The following is a 14,086-nucleotide window of genomic DNA, read 5'->3' as shown; positions in this document are numbered from 1 at the left end:
AATAAGAATTGATTTACATAATGTAAATGTTCTTATCGAAGGATTGTGTTTTTTATTCTACTGTTACTGATTTTGCAAGGTTACGCGGTTTATCAACGTCTAATCCTTTTGCATCAGATGTGTAATAAGCAATCAATTGTAAAATGACTGCGGATTGAAAAACAGTGAACAAATCATCTGCTTTTGATAAAGGAATATGCACATCACAGATGGAAGAATCTGATATCTCATCATCACAGCTTAATAAGATGACATATGCATTTCTTGCCTTTACTTCACGAATGTTAGAAATTACCTTACCATATACTTTTTCTTGCGTTGCAAGAGCAATAACAGGCACATCGTCGCTGATTAAAGCAATTGTTCCGTGCTTTAATTCGCCAGCAGCATAAGCTTCCGCATGGATATATGATATTTCCTTTAACTTCAAAGCACCTTCTAGTGAGAGTGTATAATCAAGTCCTCTTCCAATAAAAAAGGCATCACTTGCTTTGGTGATTTTTTCTGCAATTTCTTTAATATGTGTCGTATCCTTTAGTAATAAAGTGATATCATCGATTACCTTGGTCAAATTCGTAATAAATTCTTTTGCTTGTTCTTTAGAATATTTATCGTTAATCAAAGCAGCTTTACATCCAAGCAAATAAAGAGCAGCAAGTTGTACCGTATATGCTTTGGTACTTGCCACCGCAATTTCAGGGCCTGCATGGGTGTATAAAACATAGTCGCTTTCTCTTGCGATAGAGGAACCCTTTACGTTAACAATCGAAATGGTTCTTCCTTTATAACGTTTTGCAAGGCGTAGGGCTTCCAACGTATCAATGGTTTCTCCTGATTGAGAAATGGTAATAACCAATGTATTTTCATCTACTAATGGCTCTTCATAACGAAATTCTGAGGCAATGGATACCGTTACAGGAATTCGAAGCAATGGTTCAATCATCGTTTTCGCTACCATACCAGCATGCATTGCAGTTCCACAAGCGATAATAGCGATTTTATTCAAATTCACAAATAAAGAATCAGGTATAAAATCATCTGTAAAATCAGGTAACAAATCCTTAATACGAGGAGCAATTGTATTTTTAATCGCAGTAGGCTGCTCCATAATTTCCTTTAACATAAAATAAGGGTAGCCGTTTTTTTGTGCTGATTCAATATCCCAGCTTACCGTTAAGATTTCTGGTTTTACATGATTGCCATCTAAATCTTTCACAGTGATGTGTTCTTTTTCTAAGATAACAACATGGTATTCTGGTACGATAAAATAATCTTTTGAATAGGGTATTAAGGCAGTTAAGTCTGAAGCAATATAAGAACCACTTTCACATGAAGTAGCGACCAATGGACTTACATTACGAATACAGTAGATAACACCTGGTATATCAGCAAACATGATACAAAAAGCAAACGAACCTTTGATTTCTCCTACTACCTGCTTGATTGCTTTTTCAGGATCACCGGTATAAATGGTATCAAGTAAAGCGGCAACTACTTCTGTATCCGTTTCAGAAATAAGTTTCTCTTTTAAATCATATTTTTGTATTAAATTGTAATAATTTTCAATAATACCGTTATGAATCAAAGATACTTTGCCACAGGAATGAGGATGTGCATTGGTTTTTGTTACTCCACCATGGGTTGCCCATCTGGTATGACCGATACCGCAAGTCGATGAGTTTTTTTCCTGACCACATAAAGAGGCCAAGGAAGCAACCTTTCCAATTTCTTTGTTGATAATGATTTGGTTGTCATCCGTTAATAATGCAATACCTGCACTGTCATAGCCTCTATACTCTAACTGACTCAATCCTTCTAAAAGTATATTTTGGGCATAGTTATCCCCTGTATAGCCAATAATTCCACACATAGTTATAATCTCCTTTTATTTAATTATCAATGTTCTTATTATTTATTTTGGTATCAGTTATGAGAAATTTGTGATACAGTTACCTGTAGTTTTGTTCTCATATACGCAGCTGATTCTACGAAAGAGCATCCGCCGAAAGATCGATCACTCTTTACCTCGTTAACCTGTAATAAGAGTTTCCTCTTTTTCCGCACATTACAGGTGCTTGGCGCTAAAGTTTTTAACTTTTCGAAATTTATGACCTCCATTCATAAACCATATAATTGTAACATAAATTTATTTTTTTTGCAAATGTGTATCGCGGTAAGTTCAAAAGCGAACCTTTTGTTCCTTGTAGTGATGGTAATTATTCCTATAATTTTTGCAATTATAGCTTAGAATATGTATAATTCCCATATTTCGTGCTATTTTATGATTACATATATTGTTTTTTTAATAACTATCGTTTAAACTAAACCCATACGAGACTTGGGTTGTTAGATTAAAGAAGGTGCAGGAATGAGCGAATTCTTAAAAATAGATATAAATTTGATTGCTTTTTTGATATTAGGTTTTATTTTTATTATGGCAAAGAAAAGACTGGATAGCGGTGATCCATTTAATCAAGCGTATTTAAAAATAGTTCCAGTCATATTAATACAGCTTATAGTGGAAGCGGTTAGCTGTCTGGTTAATAGGCAAGGTGGTGAGCTTTATGTTATATTGTCTTACCTTATTCACATACTTTTGTTTATTCTAAGTGCCACTCTTGTGTGGAGAGGATATATTTTGATTCGAAAATTATTCATGTCAAATCAAAGAATGAGTAAAAGAAAACAATTCCTATTCCAACTGCCACTCCTAGTAAATGTGATTATTGTCTTACTATCACCCAAATATCACTTGGTTTTTTATATAACAAACGAAAATGTCTATCAGAGAGGAAATCTGTATTTTGCATCTGGCATAGTTATTTATTTTTATTTAATATGCATTGTGGCGTTGTTAATAAAGAATAAAACAAAGTTGGGAAAACACGAATTTACTTTATTGATGATTTTTTGCTTTCTTCCTATTATAGGTGGCTTGGTACAGGCTTTATTTTATGGTGCGTTATATATGTGGAGTAGTACGGCCTTTGGTTTGGTTGTGATGTTTTCTTTTCTTCAGCAAAGAATGGTTCATTTAGATTATTTAACAGGTGTATGGAGTAGAGGTTCCTTTGAATTCTATATTAAAAAAAGACTATCCGATTATGATGGGGATAAACTTGGAATTATTTATTGTGATATAGATAAATTAAAGGAGATTAATGACGATTATGGACATTTTGAAGGGGATTTAGCCATCAAGACAGCAACTAAAATATTTAAAAACTCCATTCGTAAAACAGATATCATTGTAAGGATGGGCGGAGATGAATTTATAATCGTATTAGAAGGTGTAACAGTTGACATCTTAGAATCGACATTAGATAGAATAAATAAAGCATTTGAAAATTATAATAAAATATCAAATAAAAAATATGAACTTTCCTGTAGTTTTGGATCTGATATATTAAATTCTAATTTTGATACCATTGAACAGTTCATACATCATGTGGATATTTTAATGTATGAGAATAAAAAGTCAAAGAAGGGAAGTTTGTCTTGATGAATCTTTTAGTGGATGCAGATGCTTGTCCAGTGGTTAGAATAATTGAAAAGGTGGCAAAGGAATATGGCATAAAAGTTATATTATTTGTAGATACGAGCCATAGAATGGAAAGTGATTATAGCGAAGTCGTGACTGTCAGTAAGGGAATGGATGCGGTTGATTTTGCGGTTATTCAAAGAGGGAAAAAAGGTGATTTAGTAGTTACGCAGGATTATGGAGTTGCTGCCATGGCATTAGGAAAAGGCTTGCTTGCTCTTCATCAAAGTGGAAAACAATATACAAATGAGAATATTGATCAAATGATGTTTGAAAGACATCTTGCCAAAAAAGCAAGAAGAAGCTCTTCGCATTATCATGGAAAAGGACCTAAGAAGCGCACAAAAGAGGATGATGAACATTTTGAAATTGCACTTAGACGTCTGTTAGAAGAAAATAAAAAGAGTCAGTTACACCAATGATGAAAGGAAAATGATGTGACTGACTTCTTTATTTTCATTTATTTATTCTTTTGTGCTTCTTTATAAAGATTCACGACATTATGAATGCGTTCCACTGGATTTAACAATTCACTAATTGAAGAGTCATGATTTAATGTATCAATGATTAAAGCAATGTATTTACTCAAATCACAGCTTACATAGTAAGGTTTTTCTAATAGTTCAGGAGTCTGATAAATTAAGTTGGTTGTTAAGATGCGATCAATAATTCCATCTTCATAAGCCTTATCAAATTTATCCAATCCATTTGTAAATAAACCAAAGGTACATGCTGCAAATATCTTTCTTGCTTTTCTCTTTTTTAATTGTGCGGCAACATCTAAAATACTATCGCCAGAAGAAATCATATCATCAATAATCATAACATCTTTTCCTTCTACGGAAGCACCAAGGAACTCATGTGCAACGATAGGATTACGTCCATTCACAATAGTGGAGTAGTCACGACGTTTGTAGAACATACCCATGTCTACACCAAGAACGTTTGCTAAATAGATAGCGCGGTTCATTCCACCTTCATCTGGACTGATAATCATTAGGTGATCACTGTCGATTTGTAAATCTGGTTCACTTCGAAGAAGACCTTTTATAAATTGATAAGATGGTGGTACTGTTTCAAATCCATTCAATGGAATTGCGTTTTGTACTCTTGGGTCATGTGCATCGAAGGTAATAATGTTGTCTACACCCATTTTAACAAGTTCTTGAAGTGCAATTGCACAGTCAAGAGATTCTCTTGAAGTACGTTTATGCTGGCGACTTTCATATAGGAAAGGCATAATGACATTGATTCTTCGAGCTTTTCCGCCAATCGCTGCAATCACACGTTTTAAATCCTGAAAGTGATCATCTGGTGACATATGATTGGTGTGTCCGCATAAAGAATAGGTTAGACTATGATTGGTTACATCAGCTAATAGATAAATATCATCGCCTCGAACGGATTCATTTATAATACCTTTTGCTTCACCTGAACCAAAGCGAGGAACTTTTGCATCTAAGATATAAGTATCTCTTTGATAGCCCGAAAATGCAAGTGTAGCATGATCGTCATTTTTTCTTTCATTTCTCCACTGTATTAAATACTCATTAACCTTTTGACCAAGTGGCATACATCCTTGTAATGGTATGATTCCCAAAGTACCCACTGGAATAGTTTCAAAATTCTTAGCGTCGCGCTGCAACATAAAATAATTACCTCCGTTGTACCTAGAAGACGATTTATTTGTCTTCACTTTGTTCATGACAAGCGAAACCTCTGTGTTTCATCTTGTATATCAGCTACATTTATAACATTTCACATATAGTTAGTCAAGAAATTACACAAAAAAAAACAATGTAAAAAGAATGAAAAAATATTGTGAAACATATGATATTTCTATGACAAACATTACATTCTTTTTTTCTTTAGACGAATATCATCTCCAATTAATTTTAGCATAGTATAATTGCTTGATATTCTTGAAAATGTACGCTCTGAATATGTATCCACTAACTTATCAATGGATAAATTCGTACTGATAATGGTGGAACGTCTGCGAAGTAGTCTTTCGTTAACACATAAAAAAAGTTGTGATGAAACAAAAGAATTGGTTAGCTCTGTTCCTAAATCATCTATAATTAATAAATCGCAATCGAAAATGTACTCAACAGTATCATCATATTCCGAATCAGGAGAAAATGTACTTTTTGCTAACGCATCAAAAAGCTGATACGAAGAAAAATAAATTACGGAATGAGATGAATCCATAAGTTCCTTTGCGATACAATTCGATAAAAAGGTTTTACCAACTCCTGTATCTCCATATAGCAAAAGATTATGAAATTCGGTATCAAATTGCTCTACAAAGTTCTTTGCTTGTGTAAACGCTCGTTTGGCAGCAGACAATGCTGTTAAACCAGTAGAAGCGTCTTTAAACCCATCCGAATAGTACTGATAGGTATAGTGATTGAAGTTTTCTACTTTTAAAACTTCCTTTAGATTTGATGATGTGTATAACATATCAATGGCTGCCTTTTGGAAGCAATGGCACTTTTTGTTACCAATATAGCCGCTATCTTTACAATCAGAACAAGTATAAATTGGATCAAGATAGTTCTTAGGATACCCAAGACTTTCTAATAAAGCAATGCGTTGCCTTGATAAATCTTCAATCTGTTCCTTTAAGTGATCTAGAATTTCAATTTCACCATTGATTAACTTCTTACCTTGTTCTACAGAAAGAGCAGCAATCTTTCGATCGATCTCGTCAAAGGATGGATGTTGTGCATAAACTTGCTTGATGCGTTCATCCCATATTCTTTGATTTTTAAATTGTGTTTGGTTGTACTCTCGCATAATTGCATCATACTGAGAATTCTTTAGTGCCATACCTAGGCCTCCTATAAACTGGCTTACTTAATGTTTAACAACTCTTTTTCTAGCTGATTGTAATCATAGCTTCTTTGGTTAAAGTTGTTGAATTTATTTTTAGTTGCGCCGGTATCTTTTGGTTTTTCAGCAGTTTGCGCTTTTTGCTTCTTATGCTCTTGATCGAGTAATTTGATGTCATCGATGTGTTTTACACCCTTATTATGCCAATCTGTTAGTATTTTATCAGCATATTCAAAACTAGGCTGATGTGTTTGCTTTAAAGTTCTCGTGCAGGCATTATGTATAATCTCAAGTGTGAAAGCATAATCATTTGTCCATTTGTTGATATAGTTTACTTCAAATTCAACCGGTTTTCTATTTTTAATTCCAAATGCGTTAAAAATGGTATAGCAGTTCCTATGATACAGATTCGTAGAAGCTTTTGCTTGGCTGACAGTGGTAATTTCTTCTTCTGCCCAAGCAAGAGCAGTTTTTTTAATGTAATGGATACTCTTACTTCCCTTTGATACACAGTATTCAATCAAATACTCAATCAAATCAAGTGAAAAGTGAAGCTCGTCGTAGAAGAAGAGTAAGGTATTAATTTCTGTAACGCTAAGTGTCTTTCCAAGGTATGCTTCTGTTACAAATAGAATTTGCTGTATGTCTTCATTTTCCTGAAAGACTTTAATTTGCTCTGCGCTGTATGTAGGAATGGTACGTTCTGTTCCTTGTGTCTGCTTTAACTGACCACTAGGAAGAACTGCTTGCTCCTTCATTGCAGCAGATTCACTGCTTGCATTATCATCTAAGATGTCTTGTCCAGAATGATCAATAAATATCACTTCAGTCAGAATGTCGTTTGTATAAGTGAGATGAATTAGCTTCATTTTTTCCCAATATTTTAAAGCACGTATGACATCAGTTTCTGTATGATTGAATTTATCAGCAATAACAGAAATTGAAACCTGCTTATTATGACTAACACAACGTAAAAGATATAAGTATACCTTCACAAACTCTCCGTTTGCTTCGGACATATACTCATCTATGAATGTGTTAGACACCATAGTAGCCCCTGTTTTATTTCGAATGCGTAGTGTTAAGCTGTTCATTTCCAATCCTCCAATGACTGATTAAAACCTTTATCTGATTATGAGTGAACTCATTATAGCATAGGTTTTAGAAAATGAGAACACCAAATTTTAGCGCAAACCCCTGTGATTACAAGGAAAAGCGACACTGTGGACAGTGTGGATAATGTGGATAAAAAAAGGATAAAATTTTACAAAAAATTTGCAAAGTCGCGAAAAAAGGCATTTGTACGAAAAAAATGTTGAATTATAAAATTGACATTATGTTAACAAATAAATCCACATGTGAAAACAACAAAAAATGTTGATAAACATGTGGATAATGTGGATAACTATTTTCCTAAGAGGCTTTCCCCTACTTTTAATATATCTCCGGCTCCCATAGTTATCAACAGGTCACCGTGCATACAATTTTCTAATAAAAAATTTTCAATCTCGTCAAAAGAAGGGAAATAATAAGCGTCACAACCTTGTTTTTTCAGTTCTTCAAGCAGCGTTAATGAGGTGATACCAAGTGTGTTGACCTCTCTTGCTGCATAAATATCTGCTAGTACTACTTTGTCTGCAATGGATAAAGCTTTTGCAAAATCTTGTAAAAATGCCTTTGTTCTTGTATAAGTATGTGGCTGGAAGACGCACCATGTCTTTTTATGCGGGTAATTTTTAGCAGCATTTAATGTGGCTATAATTTCTGTTGGGTGATGGGCATAGTCATCAATGATTGTAATACCACCAATTTCTCCCTTGTACTCAAAACGTCTATCCGTTCCTGAATAGGCCATAATTCCCTTTTTGATTTCACTGTCTGATAATCCCAATGTGTGAGCCACTGCAATCGAAGAAAGTGCATTGTAAACATTGTGAATACCTGGTACATGCAAAGAGATACGGTCAACTACCTTTTGATCTTTAATTAAATCAAAGGAAGGGTGAGCAAATGAATCAAATTCAATGTTTTTGGCGCTATAGGTATTTGCAGTAGAGGAACCATAAGTCACAACGTTACAGGTCAAACCTTCTGTAATTTCCTGCCAATTATCGATATCCCCATTAATAATCAATGTTCCGTTATCCGGTAGATTCTTTGCAAATCGTTTGAAAGAAGAGCGAATATCTTCAATGTCTTTAAAGAAATCCATATGATCTTCTTCTATGTTTAATATTACGCTAATTTTTGGATAGAAATTCAAAAAGCTATTTGTATATTCACACGCTTCTGTAATAAAAACCTCTGAATTACCTACTCGAATATTACCGTCAATTGCTTTAAGGATTCCACCTACTGATATGGTAGGATCAGTTTCTGCCTGTAGTAGGATTTGAGAAATCATGGAAGTTGTTGTAGTCTTTCCATGAGTTCCAGAAACAGCAATGGAATAGTCGTAGTTTTTCATAATCTGTCCAAGAAGCTGGGCTCTTGAAAGAGTTGGAAGTTTTTTATTTATGACTGCCTGATACTCTAAGTTATCTTCTTTAATGGCAGCGGTGTAAACGACTAAGTCGATATCTTCTGTAATATTAGAAGCTCTTTGACCAATGTAAATGGTTGCACCAAGACTCTCTAAATGTTTGGTTAAATTAGAAGCCTTTGAATCAGAACCAGAAATTTTGAAATTTTCTTTTAATAAAATTTCAGCAAGGCCGCTCATACTGATGCCGCCAATCCCGATAAAATGTACTTTAATCGGTTTTGTAAAATCAATGTTATACATAATTTCCTCCAGTTGTACGTTTTCGTACTTTTTGGTAAACAAAAAGGAAAAATCCCCTTCCTATTTGCATTTCATAATATAATATTAATAAAGGTGGTAAATGGGTAATGAAAAGAAGGAATTTATCATAAGTGTTTTCCTTTATTCTTAGTATGACCCACCCTATTTATTATAAACACATTGAGATTACTGTGCAATAAGATTCTAAAAGATGCATGGTTACACAGTATAATTCTATTGCACAACACCATTTGTATGCTTATAATAGAAATAAGTAATAATAATAAGCATTCCTTTGGAATGAAAGGTTTCAAAAGTGATTAAACGGTTCATGTTTAAAATAAGGAGTAATTACAATGAATTTTACACATTTACACGTCCATACAGAGTATAGTCTGTTAGACGGTTCCAATAAGATAAGAGAATATGTACATAGAGTCAAAGAGCTAGGAATGGATAGCGCCGCCATAACCGATCATGGTGTTATGTTTGGAGTGATTGATTTTTATAAAGCAGCGAAGGAGGCTGGGATTAAGCCAATTCTTGGTTGTGAAGTGTATGTGGCTCCAAATTCCAGATTTGACAGGGAGTTAACAGGAGGAGAAGATCGATATTACCATCTCGTTCTATTAGCGGAAAATAATAAAGGCTATGATAATCTGGTAAAAATAGTCTCAAAAGGTTTTACCGAAGGGTTTTATTATAGACCTCGTATTGATATGGAGGTATTAGAAGAATACCATGAAGGAATCATAGCCCTTAGTGCATGCCTTGCAGGAGAAGTGCAAAGATATATCATGAAAGGGCTTTATGAAGAAGCCAAACAGGTAGCGCTTCGGTATGAGAACGTATTTGGTAAAGGGAATTTTTTCTTAGAGTTACAAGATCATGGCATGCCAGAGCAAAAGACGGTAAACCAACAGCTCATACGAATGAGTAAGGAAATATCCATAGATCTCGTTGCAACCAATGACATTCATTATACTTATGATGAGGATGAAAAGGCACATGATATTCTTCTATGCATTCAAACAGCAAAGAAGCTAACGGACGAAAACCGTATGCGCTATGCAGGAGGACAATATTATGTCAAATCTCCAGAGCAAATGGAACAATTATTTCCATATGCAAAAGAGGCTTTGGAAAATACAGGAAAGATTGCAAAAAGATGTAATGTAGAGCTGGAATTTGGTGTAACCAAACTTCCAAAATATGATGTTCCAGAAGGTTATACTGCTTGGGACTATTTGAACAAGCTTTGCTTTGAAGGATTAGAAGAAAGATACCAAAACATAGACGAAGCATTAAAGGAACGATTAAACTATGAGCTTAATGTAATTCATACCATGGGCTACGTAGATTATTTTCTTATTGTATGGGATTTTATCAAATACTCAAGAGACAATGATATTATGGTAGGTCCAGGAAGAGGTTCTGCGGCAGGAAGTTTGGTTTCTTATTGTCTTGGAATCACAAACATTGATCCCATTCGTTATCAGTTATTGTTTGAACGATTCTTAAATCCCGAACGTATTTCCATGCCTGATATTGATATTGACTTTTGCTATGAGAGAAGACAAGAAGTAATTGATCATGTGGTTGCGCAATATGGGAAAGATCGTGTGGTTCAGATTGTTACCTTTGGAACCATGGCAGCAAGAGGCGTGATTCGAGACGTAGGACGCGTAATGGATTTGCCTTATGCTTTTGTAGATTCAATATCAAAGATGATACCAATGGAACTTGGTATTACAATAGACAAGGCGCTTAAAGGGAATCCAGAGCTACGTAAATTATACGAAGACAATGAACAGGTAAAATATTTAATCGATATGAGTAAGCGATTAGAAGGACTTCCAAGACACACATCCATGCATGCAGCAGGAGTTGTAATCAGCCAAAAGTCAGTCGATGAATATGTACCATTATCAAGAGCTTCGGATGGTTCTATTACCACACAGTTTACCATGACGACATTAGAAGAACTTGGACTCCTTAAGATGGACTTTCTAGGTCTTCGAACCTTAACAGTTATTCAAAATGCTTGTCGGTTGATTGAAAAAGGACGTGGGATATCTCTTGATATGGATCATATTGATTATGATGATAAAAAAGTACTAGATTCCATCGGAACAGGAAGAACGGATGGTATCTTTCAGCTGGAAAGTAGCGGTATGAAAAGCTTTATGAAGGAGTTAAAGCCGCAGAATCTAGAAGATATTATAGCGGGTATCTCTCTTTATCGCCCAGGTCCAATGGACTTTATTCCTCAGTATATAAGAGGGAAAAACAGCAAGAATACCATTACGTATGACTGTCCACAGCTAGAACCAATATTGGCTCCAACATATGGATGTATTGTGTACCAAGAACAGGTTATGCAGATTGTACGAGACTTAGCTGGTTACACCTTAGGGCGAAGTGATTTGGTACGAAGAGCCATGTCAAAGAAAAAGACTTCTGTGATGGAAAAAGAACGTCAAAACTTTGTATATGGCAATGAAAGTGAAGGAGTTAAGGGTTGTGTTGCGAACGGAATTGATGAAAAGGTAGCCAATAAAATCTTTGATAACATGATGGATTTTGCAAAGTACGCCTTTAATAAGTCCCATGCTGCCTGCTACGCAGTCGTATCCTATCAAACTGCTTATTTAAAATACTACTATCCAGTAGAATTTATGGCAGCTTTGATGACCTCAGTGCTTGATAATACTAGTAAGGTATCGGAATATATTCTAGCATGTAGGAACATGAATATTTCCATTCTACCTCCAGACATCAATGAAGGAGAGGGAAATTTCTCCGTATCCGAGGGGGCAATTCGCTATGGTTTATCTGCAATTAAAAGTATTGGACGTCCAGTCATTGATGCAATAGTTACGGAAAGACAAGAGCGAGGTAAGTTTAAAGACTTAAAAGATTTTATTACCAGGCTTTCTGGAAAGGAAGTAAATAAACGGACCATTGAAAGCTTTATCAAAGCAGGTGCCCTTGATAGTCTAGGTGGAACGAGGCGTCAGATGATGATGATCTATGTGCAGGTATTGGAACAGATTAGCCAAGATAAAAAGCATTCGGTTGCAGGACAGATGACCTTGTTTGACATGATTAGTGAGGAGGAGAAAGAGCAGTTTGATATTCAGCTTCCTGATGTTGGAGAATATGATAAAGAAACACTGCTTGCCTTTGAAAAAGAAGTGACTGGTATTTATATCAGTGGACATCCGATGGAAAAATATGAAGAAGTGTGGAAAAGAAATATAACTGCATTTACCACCGACTTTGCACTTGATGAAGAGACGAATGCAATCAAGGCCGAAGATGGAAAGACAGTTACCATTGGAGGAATGATAACAAGTAAAACCATAAAGCATACGAAAAATGACAAAATGATGGCTTTTATTACATTAGAAGATTTGGTTGGAAGTGTGGAAGTCATTATCTTTCCAAGAGACTATGAAAGAAACGCCTCTAATATCGTTGTGGATAACAAGGTATTTGTAAGAGGAAAAGTAAATGCGGAGGAGGATAAGCCTGGAAAAGTAATCTGTGAAAGAATTATTCCATTTGATACCCTTGATAAAGAACTTTGGATAAAATTTGAAAACAAGGAATTATTTCAAGAACAGGAAGAAAAACTATACGAAGTGATTAAGGAATCAGATGGAAATGATGGAATTGTTATTTATATAGAAGATATCAAAGCGATGAAGAGGCTAGGGCCGTCAAAAAATGTTAAGGCTGATTCGTTTTTGGTTCGTCAATTAGCTAAATATTTTGGTGAAAAAAATGTAAAAGTTGTAGAAAAGAATATTGAAAACCTTACCAAAATGAATTAGAATAAAGAATAATGTTAATAAATTGGCAAAGTTTTAACATAGAACAGTTACCATATATGGGAGGTATTGAAATGGCAAAAGAAATCAAGACAATAGGTGTTTTAACGAGTGGCGGCGATGCACCGGGAATGAATGCGGCGATTCGAGCAGTTGTACGTAAGTCACTTGCAAATGGCATAAAAGTAAAAGGAATTATGAAAGGCTATAATGGTCTTTTAAATGAAGAAATTGTGGACATGGATGCTAGAAGTGTATCAGATACCATTCAAAGAGGTGGTACCGTTTTATATACAGCAAGATGTGCAGAATTTAGAACGCCAGAAGGACAGCAAAAAGGTGCAGAAATCTGTAAAAAGCATGGAATCGATGGTCTTGTTGTTATCGGTGGAGATGGATCATTTGCAGGAGCGCAAAAGTTAGCGGCACTTGGAGTTAGCACAATTGGTGTTCCTGGTACCATTGACCTTGATATAGCATGTACAGAATATACAATTGGGTTTGATACAGCAGTTAATACTGCTATGGAAGCAATTGATAAAGTACGTGATACATCTACTTCTCATGAAAGATGTAGTATTATTGAAGTTATGGGTAGAGATGCAGGTTATATTGCACTTTGGTGTGGTATTGCAAATGGTGCAGAAGACATTCTTTTGCCAGAAAAATACAACCATGATGAACAGGTATTGATTAATAATATTATTAACAACCGTAAAAAGGGAAAGAAGCATCATATTGTAATTAATGCAGAAGGCATTGGTCATTCAGAAGCAATGGCTAGAAGAATTGAAGCAGCAACAGGGATTGAGACAAGAGCAACCATACTTGGACATATGCAACGTGGAGGAAGCCCTACTTGTCGTGATCGAGTGACCGCATCCATAATGGGAGCTTATGCAGCAGATTTATTAGCACAAGGAAAATCAAACAGAGTGGTTGGATATCGCAATGGTTCTTATGTTGATTTCGATATCGATGAAGCTTTGGCAATGCAAAAAGGTATTAATGATTACGAATACTCAGTAAGTAGAGTACTTGCAATTTAATTTCATAAAGCAGTAGTAAGTGATTCACATTATTTGCTTA

General features: G+C 35.0%; 9 protein-coding genes. 4 read left to right on the top strand and 5 right to left on the bottom strand.

Features of this window, described 5'->3' with window-relative positions; translation table 11 throughout:
* Nucleotides 1–52 precede the first annotated feature (52 nt).
* Complete coding sequence (glmS, locus tag F7O84_RS13440) at nt 53–1,870, bottom strand: glutamine--fructose-6-phosphate transaminase (isomerizing) (RefSeq protein ID WP_151146140.1); 1,818 nt, start codon at nt 1,868–1,870, stop codon at nt 53–55.
* A gap of 498 nt (nt 1,871–2,368) precedes the next feature.
* Here glmS and F7O84_RS13435 point away from each other — a divergent pair, with 498 nt between their 5' ends.
* Both F7O84_RS13435 and F7O84_RS13430 read left to right on the top strand, forming a co-directional pair.
* Nucleotides 2,369–3,502, top strand: a complete 1,134-nt coding sequence (locus F7O84_RS13435; protein WP_151146138.1) for a GGDEF domain-containing protein — start codon at nt 2,369–2,371, stop codon at nt 3,500–3,502.
* Nucleotides 3,502–3,963, top strand: coding sequence for a YaiI/YqxD family protein (locus F7O84_RS13430; RefSeq protein WP_151146135.1), 462 nt, complete (start codon nt 3,502–3,504; stop codon nt 3,961–3,963). Before F7O84_RS13435 ends, F7O84_RS13430 begins: the two co-directional genes overlap by 1 nt.
* A 38-nt stretch (nt 3,964–4,001) precedes the next feature.
* Here the strand turns inward: F7O84_RS13430 and F7O84_RS13425 are convergent, their stop codons facing one another.
* The 4 genes from F7O84_RS13425 to murC all read right to left on the bottom strand — a co-directional run bounded on the left by F7O84_RS13425 (nt 4,002) and on the right by murC (nt 9,161).
* A complete protein-coding gene (locus F7O84_RS13425; RefSeq protein WP_151146133.1) occupies nt 4,002–5,189 on the bottom strand; it encodes a ribose-phosphate pyrophosphokinase in 1,188 nt (395 codons plus the stop codon).
* 203 nt (nt 5,190–5,392) lie between these two features.
* Nucleotides 5,393–6,373: an ATP-binding protein gene (locus tag F7O84_RS13420; protein ID WP_151146131.1), complete on the bottom strand. Its 981-nt coding sequence runs from the start codon at nt 6,371–6,373 to the stop codon at nt 5,393–5,395.
* Nucleotides 6,374–6,396: 23 nt separating this feature from the next.
* A complete protein-coding gene (locus F7O84_RS13415) occupies nt 6,397–7,470 on the bottom strand; it encodes a DnaD domain protein (protein ID WP_151146128.1) in 1,074 nt (357 codons plus the stop codon).
* Nucleotides 7,471–7,781: 311 nt separating this feature from the next.
* Nucleotides 7,782–9,161, bottom strand: a complete 1,380-nt coding sequence (gene murC, locus F7O84_RS13410) for a UDP-N-acetylmuramate--L-alanine ligase (RefSeq protein WP_151146125.1) — start codon at nt 9,159–9,161, stop codon at nt 7,782–7,784.
* 356 nt (nt 9,162–9,517) lie between these two features.
* Between murC and F7O84_RS13405 the strand changes: the two genes are divergently transcribed.
* Both F7O84_RS13405 and pfkA read left to right on the top strand, forming a co-directional pair.
* The gene (locus tag F7O84_RS13405; RefSeq protein ID WP_151146122.1) at nt 9,518–13,000 is read left to right on the top strand and encodes a DNA polymerase III subunit alpha; all 3,483 of its coding nucleotides are present in this window, start codon (nt 9,518–9,520) and stop codon (nt 12,998–13,000) included.
* Nucleotides 13,001–13,071: 71 nt separating this feature from the next.
* Nucleotides 13,072–14,046, top strand: a complete 975-nt coding sequence (gene pfkA / locus F7O84_RS13400) for a 6-phosphofructokinase (protein ID WP_151146119.1) — start codon at nt 13,072–13,074, stop codon at nt 14,044–14,046.
* Nucleotides 14,047–14,086: the final 40 nt, after the last annotated feature.

Source organism: Candidatus Galacturonatibacter soehngenii (assembly GCF_008830185.1).
In the GTDB taxonomy this organism is placed as follows: domain Bacteria; phylum Bacillota; class Clostridia; order Lachnospirales; family Lachnospiraceae; genus Lachnotalea; species Lachnotalea soehngenii.
This window is presented reverse-complemented; position numbering and strand designations above follow the sequence as displayed.